This is a genomic window from Mycobacterium sp. (assembly GCF_049647605.1).
Taxonomy (GTDB): domain Bacteria; phylum Actinomycetota; class Actinomycetes; order Mycobacteriales; family Mycobacteriaceae; genus Mycobacterium.
The window spans coordinates 1-20,203 of the sequence record NZ_JBARXZ010000231.1; the positions used below are offsets into that span (position 1 = coordinate 1).

The following is a 20,203-nucleotide window of genomic DNA, read 5'->3' on the forward strand; positions in this document are numbered from 1 at the left end:
CCCCCGCACGGCTGGCCACCCTGTTCCGGACGGTGCGCGGCGCCCTCGACCTGGCCGGCGGCGGGCCATCCGCTGCGGTCATCGACCTGCGTGAGGTCGCCATCGACCACCTGCTGCTACAGCTCGACGACCCCGACACGCTCCGGGATTTCGCCCGCCTGACACTGGGCGCCGCCATCGAGTACGACGCCGACCACGACACCGAACTACTGCACACGGTACGAGTCCTGCTGGACCACGAACTGGATCGTCGCGCCGCCGCCGCCACGCTTCACCTGCACCCCAACACCGTGGCGCAGCGGATCCGCCGACTGGAAGGGCTGACCGGACTGCGGCTGATGCGCCCGCGTGACCTGCTGAAGCTGACATCCGCGCTCACAGTCGCGCGCATCGCCGGACTCGGCTGACACACTGGAGTCCATGAGCAATCTGTCGCCGGTGGAGAAGGTGGGCCTGCGCTTGCTGCGGGTACATGACTTCATCTACCAAAAGTCCGGAGGCCGGATCGGGCACACCATTCCCGGTGTTCCCCCCAGCCTGCTGTTACACACGATCGGCGCCAAGACCGGCGCCACGCGGGTCAACACGCTGACCTACGCCCGCGACGGCGCGCGATACCTCGTCGTCGCATCCAACGGTGGCGCCAACCGCTACCCGGCCTGGTACCACAACCTCAGAGCCCACCCGGACATCGAGATCAACGTGGGCACAACACGATTGCCGGTCCACGCCGAGATCCTGATGCCGGACGCACCGGACTACCCGCGGTTGTGGGACGTCGTCAACGCCAACAACTCCAACCGCTACACCGCCTACCAGCGGCGCACCGACCGGCCCATCGCGATCATCGCGCTCTCGCCCCGGCCGGCCTCGACTGCTGGACCGGCAAGCTAGAACAGCTCCTTGGCCAGTAGTTCCAACGTCGTCTCCCGGGCCGGCGCGGTCGCCGCATCGGTACCGCGGTAGGCCGATCCGACCGGGTTGATCATCACCTCGTCCACCGCGAAGTACTCGGCCACCTCACGCACCTGCGCGGCCGCCTCCGACGCAGTGCCCACGATCGCTCTGGCACGACCGTCCTCGATGATCGCGTACTCCTGCGCCGAGAACTGCATCAGCGCGGCCTCTTCCACAAGATCCAAGGCACGCAACGGCTTTCCGGTGCGCAACGTCGCCATCATCACCAGCTGCGGCAGCAACAGAGCTTCGGCCTCCTCGCGGGTCTCGGCAACCGAGGCATTGACCGTCATGAACGTCACCGGTTCCGCGGTGAGCGCACTGGGCTGGAACTCCTCGCGGTAGACGGCCAGCGCCTCCTCGGTGCCCTGACCGGCGAAGTGGTGGGCGAACACGTACGGCAGCCCCTTGGCCGCAGCCAGATGAGCCGAGTACATCGACGAACCCAGCAGCCACAGTCTCGGTTCACCGACCGCCGCCGGCGTGGCCTTGAGGATGTAGTCCGGGCGCTGCAGCTGCCGCGACAACTCGACGCGGACACCGGTGGCACTCATCATGGCGGCCACCTCGTCGAGATAACGCGGGAAGTTGGTGATGTCGGAATCGTCGCGCCCCGCGGCACCCCGCAACGCCACCGACGTCACCGGATCCGAGCCGGGCGCCCGGCCCAAACCCAGGTCGATACGGCCGGGCGCGGCAGCCTCCAACAGCGCGAACTGCTCCGCGACGGCCAGCGGCGCGTGGTTGGGCAACATCACCCCGCCGGAACCCAACCTGATCTGCTCGGTCTGCCCGGCCAGGTAGGCCAGCACCACCGGCGGGCTGGTCGCCGCGACTGCGGGCATGTTGTGATGCTCGGCCACCCAGTACCGCGTATATCCCAGCCGGTCGGCGGCTTGGGCCAGCCGGACCGTGGCGGCCAGGGCGTTTGCGGTGGTTTGGTCGGCACGCACGGGAACAAGATCAAGCACAGAAAGCCGCATAACCGTTCGCAACGTCATCGGCTCCCCATTTATTGCGGTTTCGCCGAGTCCCGTAGCAGTAGCCTTGCCGCACTCATGGCAGAAACATGCGGTGTCGGTGCACTCTGGTGCGGCGCCCGTTCCCGCCTGTCGCGCCGAACCTGACATGTTCGAGACATCACGCTAACAGCGATAGCAGGGCGTTGATACGCGTTAGCAGGGGTGTGAGATAACACTGAACAGACCTGGCGGACATGGCGCCGAGATCCTGACCTGTTACGAACGCGCCACGATCCCGGACAGGTCGCGAGCGTGGGTGAACACGTCGTCGAGCATCTCCGGAGTCAGCCGGCCGGTGAACATGTTCTGCTGACTCGGGTGATAGCAGCCCAGCAGGACCAGCCCCGGTGACACCTCGAACACCACGTCGTGACCGAACTTGGGCCGGGACTTCTCCCCCACCATCGACAGCGCCACCTGCCAGGCGAAACCACCCAACGCCACCACCACCCGCACGTGACGCGAGATCCGCTGCCACTCCGCCGCCAGCCACGGCGCACACGTGTTCCGCTCCTGCGGCGTCGGCGCATTGCCGGGCGGCGCGCAGCGCACCGGCGAACTGATGCGAATCCCGTTGGCCACCAAACCATCCGCGGCATCCACGCTGGTCGGCTGATTGACCAGGCCGGCGCGGTACAACGCCGCGAACAGCTGGTCGCCGGAACGGTCGCCGGTGAAAATCCTGCCGGTGCGATTGGCCCCGTGCGCCGCGGGTGCCAGCCCCACCACGAATACCCTGGGTTTGGCAGCACCCCAGCCGGGGACCGGCCGCCCCCAGTACGGCTGGTCGGCGAATGCCCGCCGCTTCACCTCGGCGACCTCCTCGCGCCACTGCACCAACCGCGGGCAGGCGCGGCAGACGCTGATCCGCGCGTCGAGTTCGCGCATCGTCCCAGCATCGGCCAGCTCGGACACGGCCTCGGTGTCGCCGGCGATCGGGGTGGTGCGCCGGGCCGGGTCCCCGGGCCAGCCGCGCCCCGGCGGCACCGGAGAATCGAAGACGACGCCGGTGCGCGGGTGGGCAAGCATCAGACCATCGTGCACCGCGGCGGAAAACCGATCGTCGCGACGGTGTCCGCGCTGCTAGATTCAGCCGCGCCATGGCCAACAACAAGCGCGGACCGGTTGTCGTCATCCTGTTCGCCGCCCTGATGGCCGGCGCCGGGAACGGCATCTCCCTGATCGCTTTTCCGTGGCTGGCCCTGCAACGCAGCGGTTCGGCGGTCGACGCCTCGATCGTGGCGATGGCCGGCACCTTGCCGCTGCTCATCGCCACGCTGATCGCCGGAGCAGCGGTCGATTACCTGGGCCGACGCCGGGTGTCGATGATCTCGGATGCGCTCTCGGCGCTGTCGGTGGCCGCGGTACCCGTGCTGGCGCTGAGCTTCGGTGTCGACGTGATCGGTGTCGCCGTGCTCGCGGCGCTGGCTGCACTCGGCGCGTTCTTCGATCCCGCGGGCATGACCGCCAGGGAGACGATGCTGCCCGAAGCCGCCAACCGGGCCGGCTGGACACTCGACCACGCCAACTCGGTCTACGAAGCTGTTTTCAACCTGGCCTATATCGTCGGGCCCGGCATCGGCGGGCTGCTGATCGCCACCATCGGCGGCATCAACACCATGTGGGTGACGGCCGCGACGTTCCTGCTCTCGATTGCCGCCATCTCGGTGCTGCGCCTGGAAGCCATCGGCACCCCCGACCGCGACCAGCTTCCGGACCGGGTGTGGGCCGGGATCGTCGAGGGTTTGAGGTTCGTCTGGAACAACAAGGTGCTGCGCGGGCTGGCGTTTGTCGATCTCACGGTCACCGGCCTCTACATGCCGATGGAGAGTGTGCTGTTCCCGAAGTACTTCACCGACCGTGACGAGCCCGCCCACCTCGGCTGGGTGCTGATGGCCCTGTCGGTGGGCGGGCTGTTCGGCGCGCTGGGATACGCAGTGCTGTCGAAGTATTCGAGCAAGCGGGGTGTCATGCTGACCGCGGTGTTGACGCTCGGCGTGGCGATGACCATCATCGCGTTCCTGCCACCGTTGCCGCTGATCCTGGTTTTGTGCGCCCTCGTCGGCCTGGTGTACGGACCCATCGCGCCGATCTACAACTACGTGATGCAAACCCGCGCGCCACAGCATCTGCGGGGCCGGGTGGTCGGGGTGATGGGCTCACTGGCCTACGCCGCCGGGCCGCTGGGCCTGATCGTGGCCGGTCCACTCGCCGACGCGGCGGGACTGCAGACCACCTTCCTGGCGTTGTCGTTGCCGATGCTGGCGATCGGGGTGTTAGCGGTGTTCATGGGTTCGCTGCGGGAACTGGACCACGATCCCACCACATAGAATCGACCTGTGACCCCCTTCACAATCGCGGATTTGACCAGTGCGCTGCCCGACGGCGTCGTCGTCACCGACCCCGACATCGTGGCGTCCTACCGTCAGGACCGCGCCCTCGATCCCGATGCGGGCACTGCGCTGGCCGTGGTGCGACCACGCCGCACCGAAGAGGTACAGACCGTGATGCGGTGGGCCACCCAACACCACGTCGCGGTGGTTCCCCGCGGTGCGGGCACCGGTCTGTCCGGCGGGTCCACGGCGGTCAACGGCGGCATCGTGCTGTCCACGGAGAAGATGCGAGACATCGCCGTCGACCCGGTGACCCGGACCGCAGTCGTGCAACCCGGGCTGCTCAACGCCGAGGTGAAAAAAGCGGTCGCCGAGCACGGCCTCTGGTACCCACCGGATCCGTCGTCGTTCGAGATCTGCAGCATCGGGGGCAACATCGCGACCAATGCCGGCGGGCTGTGCTGCGTGAAATACGGTGTCACCACCGACTACGTGCTGGGCCTGCAGGTGGTGCTCGCCGACGGCACTGCGGTGCGGCTCGGCGGTCCGCGCCTGAAAGACGTGGCGGGACTGAGCTTGACCAAGCTTTTTGTCGGCAGTGAGGGCACCCTCGGGGTGATCACCGAAGTGACGTTGCGACTATTGCCGCCACAGCCCCGGGCGTGCACGGTGGTGGCGACGTTCGCCTCGGTGCGGGCCGCCTGTGACGCGGTGGCCGCGGTGACGGCCACGATCCGCCCCGCGATGCTGGAGTTCATGGATTCGGCGGCGATCAACGCCGTCGAGGACAAGCTGCGGATGGGCCTGGACCGATCCGCCGCCGCCATGCTGGTTGCGACCTCCGACGAACGTGGCCCCACCGGCGCCGAGGACGCCGCGTTCATGGCCGCAGTGTTCACCGAACACGGTGCCGCCGAGGTCTTTTCGACCGACGATCCCGAAGAGGGAGAAGCATTTGTCGCGGCGCGGCGCTTCTGCATCCCGGCCGTCGAAGCGAAGGGCTCACTACTGCTGGAGGATGTCGGCGTACCCCTGTCCGCGCTCGCCGACCTGGTTTCGGGCATCGAGAAGCTGGCCGCTGACTCGGGGCTGCTGATCTCGGTGATCGCCCACGCCGGCGACGGCAACACCCATCCGCTGATCGTCTACAACCCCGCCGACGCCGCCGAGACCGAGCGGGCCAACAAGGCGTTCGGCGACATCATGGATCTGGCCGTCGGCCTGGGCGGCACCATCACCGGCGAGCATGGCGTCGGCCGGCTCAAGAAGCCATGGCTGGCTGGGTATCTGGGTCCGGAGGCGATGGAACTCAATCGGCGGATCAAGGCGGCGCTGGATCCCGACGGCATTCTCAATCCGGGTGCTGTCGTCTGATCCAGTCCGGTTGCCCCACCGGGGTTGACACTCGCGCCCGGCTGTCGTATCCATAAGACATGACAGATACTCTGTCTCATTCAGGTGCGGCGCGGTTCACCCTGGCCACAGCCGACACCTGGGCCGATCCGTGGCCGATGTACCGCACGCTGCGTGACCACGACCCGGTGCATCATGTCTTCCCCGAACCGACCGGCAGACTTCCCGTCCCGAACGGCGATCGGGACTACTACGTACTGTCCCGACACGCCGACATCTGGGCGGCCGCCCGCGATCACCACACCTTCTCCTCCTCGCAGGGCCTCACGGTCAACTACGGCGAACTGGAAAAGATCGGCCTGCAAGACAACCCACCGATGGTCATGCAGGACCCTCCGCTGCACACCGCCTTTCGCAAGCTGGTGTCCCGCGGATTCACCCCGCGCCAGGTGGAAACGGTCGAACCCCGAGTACGCGACTACGTGGCGGGCCGCATCGAGAGGCTGCGCGCCAACGGCGGCGGTGACATCGTCACCGAACTGTTCAAACCCCTGCCGACGATGGTGGTGGCCCACTACCTCGGCGTTCCCGAGTCCGACCGGGCGCAGTTCGATCGATGGACCGAGGCGATCGTCGCAGCCAACACCGCCGAGAACGGAATCGGCGGCGCGCTCCAGACTCTCGGCGACGCGCTCGGCGAGATGATGAGCTACTTCACCGCACTGATCGACCGACGGCGCACCCACCCCGAGGACGACACGGTGTCACACCTGGCGGCGGCCGGCGTCGACGCGTTCCCCATACTGGCCTTCACCTTCACCATGGTCACCGGCGGTAACGACACCACCACCGGAATGCTCGGCGGCTCAGTTCAATTGCTGCATCAGCGGCCGGATCAGCGGCGGTTGCTCACCGAGAATCCGGACCTGATTCCCGACGCGTTGGACGAGTTCCTGCGCCTCACCTCACCGGTACAGGGGCTGGCCCGCACCACAACCTGCGACGTGACCATCGGCGAGACCACGATCGGCGAGGGCCGGCGGGTATTGTTGCTCTATGCCTCGGGCAATCGTGATGAACGGCAATACGGCCCGGATGCCGGCGACCTCGACGTGACCCGCAAACCCCGCAACATCCTGACCTTCGGTCATGGCGCCCACCATTGTCTGGGCGCGGCGGCAGCGCGCATGCAGGCTCGGGTGACCTTGGACGAATTGCTCACCCGGTGCCCTGATTTCGAGATCGATGAGACCGGTATCCGATGGGCCGGAGGCAGTTATGTGCGACGGCCGGTGTCGATCCCGTTCACGGTGAAATCCTGATGGCGGGCAACAACTGGCTGGGGTCGCGGCGCAGTGAGGTCGCCGCCGACCGGATCCTCGACGCCGCCGGCGAGCTCTTCGCCACCCGCCGCCCGGATTCGGTTGGGATGCACGAGATCGCCGCTACCGCAGGGTGTTCGCGTGCCACGCTGTATCGATACTTCGAGAACCGGGAAGCTCTGCACACCGCTTACGTGCACCGCGAGGCCCACGCGCTCCACAACGCGATGACCGAACACATCGCCGATATCGCCGACCCGCGGGAACGCCTGGTCGCCGGTTTCCTGACATCGCTGGACCTGGTCCGCCGAAGCCCCGCGTTGAACTCCTGGTTCGCGACCAGCGGCGCACCGATCGGCATCGAGATCGCCGAACAATCCGACGTCATCCAAGCGATGGGATCGGCGTTCATCGTCTCGCTGGGGCCTGACGACCCGGACGCCGTGGAACGCAAAGCACGATGGCTGGTGCGGGTTGTGACGTCTCTGTTGCTGCTGCCGGGCCGCGACGCCGACGACGAACGCTCCATGGTCGAGGAGTTCCTGATACCGATCATGACCCCGGCGCCGCGGGCTACACGGTGACCCGCAGCTCGGCACCTGGGTGCGAGCCCAGGGTGATGACCACTGTTCCGCGACCGGTGGGCAACGCCGCATTGGCGTAGCCGATGACCAGCGGCAAGCCTGCCGGTCAGGACACCCAATATCCCTGGGCCTTGATGGACTTCTTCGGAATCGCGTAGTTCTCCCGGAGCACCCGGGCCACGCTGCGGGTGGTGCGGTTGTCGCAGGCCACCCAGCCGAAATGGTCGGACGCGTCGAACGCCGAGGAACTGACCACCTCAACCAGCGCCGCCCCGGCGTTCTTGCGGTCCACCCAGGTCACCGCGGCAGTCGCCGGCGCCGCCACCGGAATCTCCCGGTCATCGGCATGTCCGGCTTCGAGGAACACCTTCGCCGGGGTATCGCCGATGGACCCCAACAACGAGTTGATGGCAGGCAGTGACGCGGTGTCACCGACGATCACATACCCGGCCGGTCCCGGGGTCGGTAGCCGGAAGTCGCTGCCGAGCACCGTCACCTCGAGGACGTCACCGGGCTCCGCCAACTGCGCCCACCGGGTGGCCAGGCCCTCGTGGAGGGCAAAGTCGATGTCGACGGTCCCGGCAACCGGATCCGGATTGACCAGCGTGTAGCCACGCTGATGTGACTTGTCGCCATCGGGGAACCAACCGCGAATCCACATGGTCGGGTGGACGGCGCGTTCCTTCAGCAAGTCACCGGCGCTGAAGTGCAGGCGCAGGTAATGCGAGCTGATCTGGGTGCGGCCGGTGACGGTCAGCTCGTAATCGCCGCCGCGCCACAGTTTGACCAGTGCGCCGGTCAACCCACGAGACGGTTTCTGCTCGGCCATGCCGGGCCCCTTCCTGCTGCAGTCGATGCAGTAAGGGTAGCCTAACTTTGATTGGCGCGGGCGACTCCGCCCTCGGGAGAGCTCCGGGACAACCGATCAGGAACTGCGCACCCGCGTGAAGCGATGCAGCAGCCACGAGACCGGGATCGTCAGCACCATCGTCACCACAAACAGCTGCCAGGTCGATCCGGTGTAAACCGGATCACGCAGGATCTCCACCATCGCGAGTTCCATGATCACCAGGTGCACCAGGAAGATCTCATACGAGATCTCCCCCAACCACACCATCGGTCTGCTCGCCAAGATCCGGGAGTACCAGCCACGGTTGCCCAACGCCAGCGGTGCGATCACCAGAGTCGCGATCACCGCATAGAAACCGGTCTTGAACAGAGCCTCGTACAGCTGCGCCGGCGACGTCGTGGGCTCACCACCGATCGGCGTCGACACGATGAGAAAACAGATCAACGCGATCGGCACCGCAACAAAGGCATAACACGTGACCCGCATCGCCTGCAGCACCGCCAGCAGCATGCCCCCCACGAACCAGATCAGATACGTCGGCAACCACAGCCGAGCCCCGTCCGGCAGAAACGTGGTGTCATGCACCACCGTCAGCCACACCGGCGACAGGAGCGCCAAGGCGCCCAGCCCGGCCAGCAGCAGCCCCGGCCGCCAGACCCGGCGGCACAACAGCACCAGCAGCAGATACGCCAGCGCGGGCAGCGCCACATAGAACGCGACCTCGACGGCCAGGCTCCACATCTGCGTCAACCCCTGATGCAGATACGAGAACATGTAGCTGTCGGTGTAGATCTGGGTCAGCGTGAGATTGCGGAACAACCCCTCCCAGGTGTGCCCGGGATTGGGCCCGGCCGTCCGGAAGTGATAGATCAGATACGCCAGCAGCACCGTCACCACATACGCCGGCATGATCCGGCGCACCCGGTGCCAGGCGTAGCGCGGCACCGACGGCCACGGGCGCGCCTCGGCAGCAGCGTCCGCCCCCTGTGCCGCGCCGGTTCCCGGGGCCGGCCGGGCCGCGGCCGCCTGTACCCACGGCCGGAACAACAGAAAACCCGACAGCGCGAAGAAGATCGGGACGCCGACCTCCATCCGCGAATACACCAGGCCCAGGAAACCCTGCGGGTAGCGCCCGGTGGTGTAGGCGGCGTGGGTGGCCACCACCAGGATCGCCGCTACCGCACGGACGCCAGTGAGGGAAGCGACCCGGTCAGCGGTGGAAACCTGCTCCAGACCGCCGACCGCGTCCAAATCCCTGGCCGCCGTCATTGCGCCTTGCGGTGCTTCTTGGGCTTGGTGTCGCGTTTGAACCCTGAGCCGGTCCGGGGCCCGCGCGGCGGACCACCCGCCGAGTCATCGGGCTGCAGGTTGATCAGGTTGCCCTGGATGCGGGTCTTCTCCAGCTTCCTGAGCGTGTCCGCCGGCAAGTTGGGCGGCAGCTCCACCAACGAGAAGTCGGGCCGGATGGTGATGTGCCCGAAATCGCTGCGGTGCAGACCGCCCTCGTTGGCGATGGCTCCGACGATCGCACCCGGCATCACCTTGTGCCGCTTACCCACGTCGATCCGGTAGGTGGCAAAACCGCCGTCGCGGCGCATCGGCTTGTCCGGACGCGGCGGACGGTCGGGGCGCTCACGACGTTTCTCCGGCGGCGGTTCGGTCATCAGGAACTCCGCACCGTCGCGGCTCAGCAGCGCCAGCGCGGCGGCAATATCGGCCATCGGCACATCGTGGTCGCGCTCGTAGCCCTCGATCAGCTTGCGGAACACCTCGATTTCAGACGAACCGAGCGCAGTGGTGATCGAATCGCGGAACTTCTGCACCCGCTGGGCGTTCACATCGTCGACCGACGGCAGCTGGGATTCCACCAGCTTCTGCCGCGTCACCCGTTCGATCGCATTGAGCAGGTGCCGTTCCCGCGGCGAGACGAACAGCAGCGCCGTTCCCGAGCGCCCGGCCCGACCGGTGCGGCCGATGCGGTGCACATAGGACTCGGGGTCGTGCGGAATGTCGTAGTTCACGACGTGCGAGATGCGCTCGACGTCCAGGCCGCGGGCGGCCACATCCGTGGCGACCAGGATGTCGATCGAGGAGTCCTTGAGCGACGCGATGGTGCGTTCCCGCACCGCCTGCGGAATGTCACCGTTGATGGCGGCCGCGGCGAATCCGCGGGCCCGCAGCTTCTCGGCGACCTCTTCGGTGGCCTGCTTGGTGCGGACAAAGACGATCATCGCCTCGAACGGCTCGACCTCGAGCAGCCGGGTCAGCGCGTCCATCTTGCGGGGTCCCGCCACCTGGATGTAACGCTGGGTGATGTTCTCGGCGGTCTGGGTCTTGGCCTTGACCGTGACCTCGACCGGGTCGTGGAGATACTTGCTGGTGATCTTGCGGATGGCCGGCGGCATGGTCGCCGAGAACAGCGCGACCTGCTTGTACTCGGGGGTGTCGGCGAGAATCCGCTCGACATCCTCGGCGAACCCCATCTGGAGCATCTCGTCGGCCTCGTCGAGCACCATGTAGTCCAGGCGCGACAGGTCCAGGCTGCCCTTCTCCAGGTGGTCGATCACCCGGCCGGGGGTACCCACGACGATCTGGGCACCGCGTTTGAGCCCGGCCAGCTGCGGCACATAGGACGAACCGCCGTACACCGGCAGGACGTTGACCTTCAGTTTGGCGCCGTATCGGCTGAACGCCTCCGCGACCTGCAGCGCCAGCTCCCGGGTGGGTGCCAGCACCAGGGCCTGCGTGGCGCGGCTCTCGGTGTCGATCTTCGACAGGATCGGGATCGCGAAGGCCGCCGTTTTACCGGTACCTGTCTGGGCGAGTCCCACGACGTCGGAGCCGGCCAACAGCGCCGGAATGGTGGCGGCCTGGATCGCCGACGGCGTCTCGTACCCCACTTCCAACACCGCTTCCAGCACGGCGGGATGGATCTGCAGATCAGCGAAGGACTGCGGCGCGGCTGTCGCCTGTGCCGGAGCCGTGACTGGCTGATCGGAATCGGAGGTGCTCATCGAGGTAGCAGTCTATCGGCCGATCATGGCGATGCCTGCCAGTGACCACATTCGGCTGCCGGTAGCCTGGCGCGGTGTGTGGGCCGAGGGAGTGTTGACAGGGCAAGCGCGCCGGGTGATCGGCGGCGCGGCCCTGGTGATCGCGGTGCTGGCGGCTCCGGCCTGCGGCTCGGGGGACTCCACCGTCTCTCAGACACCCGAGGCCACCGTGACCAATCCAACGACCAACCTCCCGGACGGTCCCGCGTCACCACCTCCGCCTCCCCCGCCGCCGCCCAGCGAGCCCGCCGACCCGTGCGCCATCGACCTGGCCGCCCCGGCGATCGTCAAAGCGGTCTCCGAATTACCCAAGGACCCGCGCAGCGGGCAGGCCTGGAACCCGGAGCCCATCGCGGGCAATTACAACGCGTGCGCCCAGCTGTCCGCGGTGATCATCAAGGCCAACACCAACGCCGACAACCCGAACACGCGGGCGGTGCTGTTCCATCAGGGGAACTTCATCCCGGCCGGGGTGCCGGACACCTTCGGGTTCAACGGCCTCGACACCTCGCAGAGCACCGGGGACACCGTGGCGCTGCAGTACTCCAGCCAGATCACCGGTCTGGCCAGCGTGGTGAAGTTCCGGTGGAACGGCAGCGGTGTGGAGTTGATCGGCAACACCGGCTAGTGGTCTCGGCCTGTCGGGGCCGCCACTTACAGTGAGGGCTGTGTTCGTCGACGGCGCCCGTGTCCTCTACAGCGCCTCGGATCTGGCGGCCGCGGCGCGCTGTGAATACGCCCTGCTGCGGGCATTCGACGCCAAACTGGGATGGGGTCCCGCGGCTCCCGGCGGTGACCAACTCCTGGCCCGCACCGCGGCGCTCGGCGACGAGCACGAACATCGGCGCCTCGCCCAGCTGACGGCTCAGTTCGACGGTGGCGTCACCGTCATCGACCGGCCCAGGTACTCCGCCGCCGGGCTGACCGCCGCAGCCCAACAGACCATGGACGCGCTGTCCGGGCAAGCGCCAGTCGTCTACCAGGCGGCCATGTTCGACGGCCGGTTCCTGGGTTTTGCCGACTTCCTGATCCTCGAGAACGGCCGCTACCGGGTTTCGGACACCAAACTTGCACTCTCCGCCAAGGTGGAGGCACTGCTGCAGCTGGCGGCCTACGCCGACACCCTGACGGGCGCCGGCGTACCGGTGCACGACGAGGCCGAACTGATCCTGGGTACCGGAGCCCAGATCCGGTACCGGCTCGACGAGATCATCCCGGTGTACCGGCCGCGACGCGCCGCGCTGGAGCAGCTGCTGGACCGGCACTTCGCCGGCGGGGCACCGGTGCGCTGGGAGGACGACAAGGTTCGGGCCTGCTTCCGCTGTTCCGACTGTGACGCCAAGGTCCGCGAACACGACGACCTGCTGCTGGTGGCCGGCATGCGGGTCAGCCAGCGGGCCCGGTTCCTCGAATCCGGGGTCACCAGCGTCACCGAGCTCGCCGCCTTCACCGGCACCGTCGCCGAGCTACCGCAGCGCACCGTCACCGCGCTGGCCGAGCAGGCCCGGCTGCAGAAAGAGCCCCGGGTGGACGGCAAACCGGCCTACCAGGTCGCCGACGCCCAGCCGTTGATGGTGCTGCCCAACCCCGACAAAGGGGATCTGTTCTTCGATTTCGAAGGTGACCCGTTGTGGACGGCCGACGGCGCCGACTGGGGTCTGGAATACCTGTTCGGGGTGCTCGACTGCACCGACACCTTCCAGCCGCTGTGGGCACACAACCGGGCTGCCGAACGAAAAGCGTTGCAGGACTTCCTCGCATTGGTGCGCAAACGTCGCAGGCGATACCCGCACATGCACATCTACCACTACGCCGCCTACGAGAAGACCGCGCTGCTGCGGCTGGCGGGACGCCACGGCGTCGGCGAGGACGAGGTGGACGATCTCCTGCGCAACGGAGTGCTGGTGGACCTTTTCCCACTGGTACGCAAGAGCATTCGAGTGGGTGCCGAAAACTACAGCATCAAATCGCTGGAGCCGCTCTACATGGGTGCGGAGCTGCGCACCGGCGAGGTCACCACCGCCACGGACTCGATCACCGAGTACGCCCGCTACGGCGAGCTGCGCGACGCCGGACGCGACGCCGATGCCGATGCGCTGCTCGGGGAGATCTGCGAGTACAACCGTTACGACTGCCGCTCCACCCGCCGATTGCGCGACTGGCTGGTGGCCCGCGCCATCGAATCCTCGGTGCCCCCGATGGGCTCGCTGCCGGTCGGCGATCACCAGCGCTCCGAGACCGATGATGATCAGCTGGCCCGCCGCCTGTCCAAATTTGTCGGCGAGGATCCGGCCGCGCGCAGCCCGGCACAATCGGCCGTCGCGATGATCGCCGCCGCCCGCGGCTATCACCGCCGCGAAGACAAACCGTTCTGGTGGGCGCATTTCGACCGACTCAACAACCCTGTCGACGAATGGGGCGATGAGACAGGCGTTTTCCTGGCCGAAAGCGCCACCGTGGTACAGGACTGGCACACGCCGCCACGCGCCCGCAAACCTCAGCGCCGGATACAGCTCACCGGGGCGCTGGCCGCCGGCGACCTCGGCACCGACATGTACGCGCTGTATGCGCCGCCGTCCCCCGCCGGCCTGAGCGACGACCCGGAACGCCGCGCTTTCGGAAGTGTGCAGTTGGTGGACCGCGATGACCCCGAAACCCCTTCGGCGGTGGTGGTACTCGAACGTGAACCCAGGGACGGCGATCCCTTCGATCAGCTGCCGTTTGCGCTCACGCCGGGCCCGCCGATAGCCACCAAGGCCCAGCGTGACTCGATCGACGCGACAGCCGGCCAGATCGCCGACGGTCTGCCGCGGCTACCGGACACCGCCATCGTCGACCTGCTGCTGCGCCGGCGACCGCGCACCCACTCCGGCGGGGAGCTGCCGCACGGGGGCGCCCCGATCGACGACATCACCCGCGCCCTGCGCGACCTGGACTCCTCGTATCTGGCGGTCCACGGGCCGCCGGGTACCGGCAAGACGCATACCGCGGCGGCGATCATCGCGCGACTGGTCACCGAATCGCGGTGGCGGATCGGCGTGGTGGCACAGTCACATGCGGTGGTGGAGAACCTGTTCGGCGGCATCATCGGCGCCGGGGTCGACGCCGCGGTGGTGGCCAAACGGGAGACCCGCAGCGACAACGCGGCGTGGCAGGACATCGACGCCAAGAGCTATCCCAGCTTTGTCGCCGAACACAACGGCTGCGTGATCGGCGGCACCAGCTGGGATTTTGCCAATGCGACCCGGGTCCCGCCGGGCAGCCTGGACCTGCTGGTGGTCGAGGAGGCCGGCCAGTTCAGCCTCGCCAACACCATCGCGGTGGCCCCGGCTGCGCACAACCTGCTGCTGCTCGGCGATCCACAGCAACTACCGCAGGTCAGTCAGGGCACCCACCCCGAACCGGTCGACGAATCGGCGCTGGGCTGGCTGGTCGAGGGGCAACACACCCTGTCCGACGAGCGCGGCTACTTCCTGGACCGCTCCTGGCGGATGCATCCGTTGGTGTGCGCCGCGGTGTCACGGTTGTCCTATGACGGCAGGCTGACCTCGGTGGAGGCCGTCACCACGCGGCGCAGCATCAGCGGCTACGCCCCGGGGGTGCAGGTGTGCACCGTCGACCACAGCGGCAATTCGACGGAAAGCCCCGAAGAGGCGGCCACGATCGTCGCCGAGATCGCCGATCTGATCGGCCGGGACTGGACTGATCAGGACCGGACACGGCCACTGTGCGGCGCCGACATCCTGGTGGTGACTCCCTACAACGCCCAAGTGGCGATGCTGCGCCGGCACCTCGACGCGGCCGGGTTCGGCGATGTCCGCGCCGGCACCGTCGACAAGTTCCAGGGGCAGCAGGCGCCGGTGGTGTTCGTGTCGATGACAGCGTCCACCGCCGAGGACGTGCCCCGGGGGATCTCGTTCCTGCTCAACAGAAACCGCCTCAACGTTGCCGTCAGCCGGGCGAAACACACCGCGGTGATCGTCCGGTCGGCGTTGCTCACCGAGTACCTTCCGTCCACCCCGAGCGGGCTGATCGACCTCGGTGCGTTCCTGGCCCTGACCGAGTGAGTTGAGCCGGGACACCGCGACATCGAGGCGGCAACGCCGGGCCCTCAGGCGGTGTCAGCCCGTCGCGAACGCAGCTGGAACCGCTAACTGCCGCTCGGGTCCGACTGCCTGCCACGCGCGGGCCGGCCTTCGGTGTCATCCCGATAGTGCCGGCCACCGCGTACCGCCGAGTCTTCCTCGGCGAGACGGTGCCGCGACATCCGGTCCCGCTCTTCCACGAGATCGGCGAAACTAGCCGACAGCGCATCGAAGCCGCCCGCCTGCCGATACTGCAAGGGCCCCGAATCGGCGCGAAAGCCGTTGTGCGCAACTACGATCGACTCACGATCGAACACCGGCCCGACAGTTTCGTACGGTTCGGCATCGCCGTAAGGACCGACATCACCGTCGGATTCGGCCTCATCGAGGAAGTTGGCATCGCGACCGTAGGGGGCGGGATCGGCCTGCGCGTGAGCGAGCCGCACCGGAATCTGGTCGGTCACTTCCCCGTCGAGGAGCCGATCGCGCAGTTCGTCGTGGAAGCCGAGGTCGAACTGGTCGGTGACCTGCTCGGCGGCGAGCTCGACCTCCAGGTACTCGTCATCGGCAAAATCGTCGTCGAAATCGTCGTCCCCATAGGCTCCGTCCCCAAAGGAGTCATCCCCATGGGCGTCGTGATCATCACCGATCGCCGCGATCACCTCGGTACGTGCGTCCGGGGGCAACACCACCGGCACCGCGCGCCGCGCCGGCACCGCGCGGCGCGACCGCGTCCCGAGCAGGAACAGCGCGGCGATGATCCCGAACAACGCCACGAACGCCGGCAGCAGCAACGACTGCGACAACGCCGACGCAAACGGTTCGAGCAGGAACGTGGGCAGCTCTGTCACGGCGCCCTCGGGAGCCCGGTTGGGAGCGCTACCCGGAATCTCGGCGCTGATTTGCGCTGTCATGAACGCCGCGATCGCCGCACTGCCGAGCACCGAGCCGACCTGTCGGGTGGCGTTGTAGACGCCTGAGGCCGCCCCCGCCACATCCGGTGCCAAGTTCCGAGTGGCCGTCGCCGCCAATGGCGCAAAGACAAACGCGGTCGCCACACCCAAACCCATGAGAGGTAACACCAACCGCCAGATCGGTGTTGTCGGCGTCATCTCGATCGACAGCCAGGTCAACGAGATGGCCAGCATCGAGAACCCGAATCCCACCACCGGACGCGGATGGGACCGGTCGACGATCCGCCCGACAAACGGGGCCAGCACACCCGTGGTCACCGCCATCGGCGCCGTGAGCAGCGCCGCACGCGTCGGCGACAACCCGCAGACCGCCTGTGCGTAGAACATCACCGGCACGATGAACGCGGTGATGACAAACCCGATCACTGCGGCGCCGGCGTTGGCCAGACTGAAGTTGCGGTCCCGGAAGATACGCAGCGGGATCAGCGGTTCGTTCGGGTTGACCGCCTGCCAGTAGACAAACGCCACCAGTGCCGCGATTCCGGCGGCGATCAAAGCCCAGATCCACCAGACCCAATCGTTGGACTGGCCTTCCTGCAGGCCGAACACGATCAGGAACATGCCGATCCCGGACAGCAGCACACCCAGAACGTCGAAGCGGTGCTTCTCGGTGGGCAGTACCGGGATCAGCCAGACGGCCAAGGAGATTCCGATCACGCCGATCGGGACGTTGACAAAGAAGATCCACTGCCAGCCGAGGGAGTCGACCAGCACACCGCCGGCCAACGGCCCCACCAACGTCGCCACACCCGCCGTGGCGCCCCACACGCTCATCGCCACACCGCGACGTTCGGGAGGGAAGATCCGGGTGATCGTGGACAGGGTCTGTGGGGTGAGCAGGGCGGCGCCGATGCCCTGCAGCACCCGCGCGGCGATCAGCATTTCGATCGATTCGGAGAACCCGCACCACAGAGAGGCGACGGTGAACACCGCCAGACCGATCACGTACAGGTTCTTGGGCCCGAACCGATCACCGAGTCGGCCCGCGATCAGCAGTGGTACCGCGTAAGCCAGGAGGTAGGCACTGGTCACCCAGATCACTGCGTCGTAGCCGGTCTGCAGGCTGTCCATGATGCTGGGGTTGGCGACGGCGACAATCGTCGAGTCCACCAGGATCATGAAGAAGCCGACCAGCATCGCCCACAGCGCATTCCACGGGTTGCCTTGGAACGAGCCGGCGCCCTCAGAGGACGCGGGCGACACACCCCGGGCAGCCTGGCGCCCGCGGGATTCCGTCATTCGGCCCCCTCACTCAGGTTCGATCCGACCGGCCATCGGCGCCTCGGCTTCACTGGGCATGGTGCCACCCCAACCTGTCGGTGAGTCCGATGGGCAGCGCTGGAGAAGAAGCCGGCCGCACCCCGTGCGCGGCGATCGGGCCGAACGATACGTAGCGACACCGACAGCTCACAACCCGGATGACGCGACTCAGGCGGGTTCGCCCACCCGGTCGGGGTCTGCGGTCTCGGACTCGACGGCACCGGTGCCGGCACTCACCGCCAGCAGCGCCACCAGCGCGACGGTGACAGAAGTCGCCATCACCACCGCCAGCGCGATCTCGTTGTTGCCGAGTACACCGACCAAGGGCGCGACGGCCGCCCCCACCCCGAATTGCGCCGCCCCCAACGTGGCTGCCGCGGTTCCGGCGGCCTCCGGATGTCGGGACAACGCCACCGCCGGCGCGTTGGGCAACACCAGTCCGATCGCCGCGAGGATCCCCCACACCGGCGCCAGGAAACCGACCACTCCGCCGGTATGGGTGAACGCCAGCACCAGGAACACCACACCGACAACCGCGGCGACGGCCAATGCCCAGAGCATGATCCGTTGGGGGGCGAACCACCGGAGCAGGACCACGTTGAACTGGGTGGATCCGATGAGCACCACGGCGCCGGCGGAAAACACCAGGGCGAAGGTCTGCTGGTCCATCCCGTAGCGGCCCTGCAACACAAAAGGTGCCGCGGAGATGAACGCGAACAGCCCCGCCATCCCCAGAGCGGCAACGCCGATCAGCACCACAAACCGGATATCGCGGAACAGCTTCAGATAGGTCCGCGCAATGCTGCGGCCGTGCAGGTCACGACGGCGGGCCACCGGCAAGGTCTCCGGCAGCGCAAACACGGCGACCAGCAGCAGGCCGACTGCGGCCAGCGCCAACGCCGCAAACACCCAGGGCCAGGCGCCGTGCCGCAACACCAGCGCTCCCAGCGTCGGCGCCAATACCGGCGCGACCCCGAGAACCAGAACCAGCCGCGACATCACCGTCGCCGCCGCGGAACCGGAGTACAGGTCTCCGACCACGGCCAGCGCCACCACCGCTGCCGCAGCGGCACCCATCCCCTGCAGGACTCGACCCACCGCAAGCACTTCGATGTTCGGCGCCGCCAAGCACACCAGCGAAGCGACCACATGCAGGATGATCCCGGCAATCAGCGGCCGCCGCCGTCCCAGGGAGTCCGACAACGGACCGACGATCAGCTGGCCGAGCGCCAACCCGGCCAAGGTGCCGGTCAGCGTCAACTGCACCACCGATTCGGTCACCGACAACTGGTCGGCGATGTTCGGCAGCGCGGGGAGGTACATGTCGATGGTCAGCGGCCCCAACGCCACCAGCGCGCCCAGAACCAGAATCATTCGAATGCGATTGGGCGGAGCCAACTCGGTCAAAACCACGGATAACTAGAACACCGACGGACGTTCGATTAGTCCCCGGGCGGGTGAACCGTGACCGGATTCACTGCCGGGCACCGACTCGGTCCGTCATTCGTTGGATGTTCGCTAGCCTGAGAGACAAGAACTTCCTGGGAGGCTCGATGAGCATGGGACGATCGAAGGCCCGTCAGGGTGCGGCCCCCGTCAACCTGCCCGCCCGCGTCGATGAGGACCCCGGCCCGGCAGCCAGGGTGTTGTCGCACCTGATCGAGAGTGGCTCGCGGGTACAGGCGCCCGCGATCCGTAGCTATGTCGCACGACTGCGCGCCGCCAATCCCGACGCCACGCCCGCCGAGATCATCACCAAGCTGGAGAAGCACTACCTGGCCGCAGTGATGGCCAGCGGAGCCGCCGTCGGGTCCGCAGCCGCGTTCCCCGGCATCGGCACCTTGGTCGCCATGTCGGCCGTGGCCGGCGAGACAGTGGTCTTCCTCGAAGCCACGGCGGTGTTCGTGCTGGCAGTCGCCGAGGTGCACGGCATTCCGGCCGAGGACCGCGAACGGCGCCGCGCGCTGGTGCTGGCCGTGCTGGTCGGCGAGGAGAGCAAGGGAGCGGTCGCGGACCTCCTCGGCCCGAGCCGCACCAGTGGTGCGTGGCTGTCCGAAGGCGCCGCCTCGCTACCGCTGCCCGCCGTATCGCAGCTCAACTCCCGACTGTTCAAGTACTTCGTCAAGCGGTATGCCCTCAAACGTGGCGCGCTGGCCGTGGGCAAGATGTTGCCGGTGGGAATCGGCGCCGTGGTCGGCGGCGGCGGCAACAGATTGATGGGCAAGAAGATCGTCAGCAACTCCCGGGCCGCGTTCGGTCCGCCGTCTGCCCGCTGGCCCGCTCCGCTGCACATCGTGCCCGCTCTTCCCGGTGGTGACTGAGGAGTGGAGCACCGGGGAGAGACTGTGCACAACCTCTCTCCGACTGCCATGGTCCGACACACGACACACGCGATAGCCTTTAGTGCGGC

General features: G+C 67.4%; 15 protein-coding genes and 1 pseudogene. 9 read left to right on the forward strand and 7 right to left on the reverse strand.

The genetic code is table 11. The annotated features are described in order from the left end of the window. Both WBB07_RS28270 and WBB07_RS28275 read left to right on the forward strand, forming a co-directional pair. A partial coding sequence (locus tag WBB07_RS28270) for a PucR family transcriptional regulator (RefSeq protein ID WP_526312864.1) occupies positions 1-407 on the forward strand: 407 nt, incomplete at its 5' end. Between the two features lie 13 nt (positions 408-420). Then, positions 421-894 carry a nitroreductase family deazaflavin-dependent oxidoreductase gene (locus WBB07_RS28275; RefSeq protein ID WP_526312866.1) on the forward strand — a complete coding sequence of 158 codons (474 nt, stop codon included), beginning with the start codon at positions 421-423 and terminating at the stop codon, positions 892-894. Here the strand turns inward: WBB07_RS28275 and WBB07_RS28280 are convergent. Together WBB07_RS28280 and WBB07_RS28285 are read right to left on the reverse strand one after the other, a co-directional pair. Beyond that, positions 891-1,940: an LLM class flavin-dependent oxidoreductase gene (locus tag WBB07_RS28280; RefSeq protein ID WP_526313045.1), complete on the reverse strand. Its 1,050-nt coding sequence runs from the start codon at positions 1,938-1,940 to the stop codon at positions 891-893. The genes WBB07_RS28275 and WBB07_RS28280 overlap by 4 nt on opposite strands. A gap of 255 nt (positions 1,941-2,195) precedes the next feature. Then, positions 2,196-3,023 carry a uracil-DNA glycosylase gene (locus WBB07_RS28285; RefSeq protein ID WP_526312868.1) on the reverse strand — a complete coding sequence of 276 codons (828 nt, stop codon included), beginning with the start codon at positions 3,021-3,023 and terminating at the stop codon, positions 2,196-2,198. Between the two features lie 44 nt (positions 3,024-3,067). On the opposite strand from WBB07_RS28285, the pseudogene tap reads away from it, so the two are divergent. From tap to WBB07_RS28305, 4 genes and pseudogenes are all read left to right on the forward strand, one after another. Next, positions 3,068-4,309 (forward strand): annotated as a pseudogene (gene tap, locus WBB07_RS28290) (multidrug efflux MFS transporter Tap); the annotation flags it as partial. A 9-nt stretch (positions 4,310-4,318) separates the two neighbouring features. After that, on the forward strand, positions 4,319-5,686 hold the full coding sequence (locus tag WBB07_RS28295) for an FAD-binding oxidoreductase (protein WP_526312870.1): 1,368 nt from the start codon (positions 4,319-4,321) through the stop codon (positions 5,684-5,686). Between the two features lie 59 nt (positions 5,687-5,745). Continuing rightward, on the forward strand, positions 5,746-6,987 hold the full coding sequence (locus WBB07_RS28300) for a cytochrome P450 (RefSeq protein ID WP_526312872.1): 1,242 nt from the start codon (positions 5,746-5,748) through the stop codon (positions 6,985-6,987). Next, positions 6,987-7,571 (forward strand): TetR/AcrR family transcriptional regulator, encoded by a 585-nt coding sequence (locus WBB07_RS28305; protein WP_526312874.1) that lies wholly within the window; start codon positions 6,987-6,989, stop codon positions 7,569-7,571. Before WBB07_RS28300 ends, WBB07_RS28305 begins: the two co-directional genes overlap by 1 nt. 106 nt (positions 7,572-7,677) lie before the next feature. Here the strand turns inward: WBB07_RS28305 and WBB07_RS28310 are convergent, their stop codons facing one another. The 3 genes from WBB07_RS28310 to WBB07_RS28320 form a co-directional block, all read right to left on the reverse strand. Further along, positions 7,678-8,400, reverse strand: a complete 723-nt coding sequence (locus WBB07_RS28310) for a siderophore-interacting protein (protein WP_526312876.1) — start codon at positions 8,398-8,400, stop codon at positions 7,678-7,680. 96 nt (positions 8,401-8,496) lie between these two features. Then, the gene (locus tag WBB07_RS28315; RefSeq protein ID WP_526312878.1) at positions 8,497-9,690 is read right to left on the reverse strand and encodes an acyltransferase family protein; all 1,194 of its coding nucleotides are present in this window, start codon (positions 9,688-9,690) and stop codon (positions 8,497-8,499) included. After that, complete coding sequence (locus WBB07_RS28320) at positions 9,687-11,435, reverse strand: DEAD/DEAH box helicase (RefSeq protein ID WP_526312880.1); 1,749 nt, start codon at positions 11,433-11,435, stop codon at positions 9,687-9,689. The genes WBB07_RS28315 and WBB07_RS28320 overlap by 4 nt, the downstream gene beginning before the upstream one ends. A 31-nt stretch (positions 11,436-11,466) precedes the next feature. Between WBB07_RS28320 and WBB07_RS28325 the strand changes: the two genes are divergently transcribed. Next, the gene (locus WBB07_RS28325) at positions 11,467-12,102 is read left to right on the forward strand and encodes an LppP/LprE family lipoprotein (RefSeq protein ID WP_526313047.1); all 636 of its coding nucleotides are present in this window, start codon (positions 11,467-11,469) and stop codon (positions 12,100-12,102) included. Positions 12,103-12,142: 40 nt separating this feature from the next. Continuing rightward, positions 12,143-15,541, forward strand: a complete 3,399-nt coding sequence (locus WBB07_RS28330; RefSeq protein WP_526312882.1) for a TM0106 family RecB-like putative nuclease — start codon at positions 12,143-12,145, stop codon at positions 15,539-15,541. 83 nt (positions 15,542-15,624) lie between these two features. Here the strand turns inward: WBB07_RS28330 and WBB07_RS28335 are convergent, their stop codons facing one another. Both WBB07_RS28335 and WBB07_RS28340 read right to left on the reverse strand, forming a co-directional pair. Next, positions 15,625-17,670 (reverse strand): MFS transporter, encoded by a 2,046-nt coding sequence (locus WBB07_RS28335; RefSeq protein WP_526313049.1) that lies wholly within the window; start codon positions 17,668-17,670, stop codon positions 15,625-15,627. Between the two features lie 291 nt (positions 17,671-17,961). Further along, positions 17,962-19,167 (reverse strand): multidrug effflux MFS transporter, encoded by a 1,206-nt coding sequence (locus WBB07_RS28340; RefSeq protein WP_526312884.1) that lies wholly within the window; start codon positions 19,165-19,167, stop codon positions 17,962-17,964. A 179-nt stretch (positions 19,168-19,346) separates the two neighbouring features. Here WBB07_RS28340 and WBB07_RS28345 point away from each other — a divergent pair, with 179 nt between their 5' ends. Beyond that, entirely contained in the window at positions 19,347-20,114 is a 768-nt protein-coding gene (locus WBB07_RS28345) for a hypothetical protein (RefSeq protein ID WP_526312886.1), read from the forward strand. The last annotated feature ends 89 nt before the right edge of the window (positions 20,115-20,203 follow it).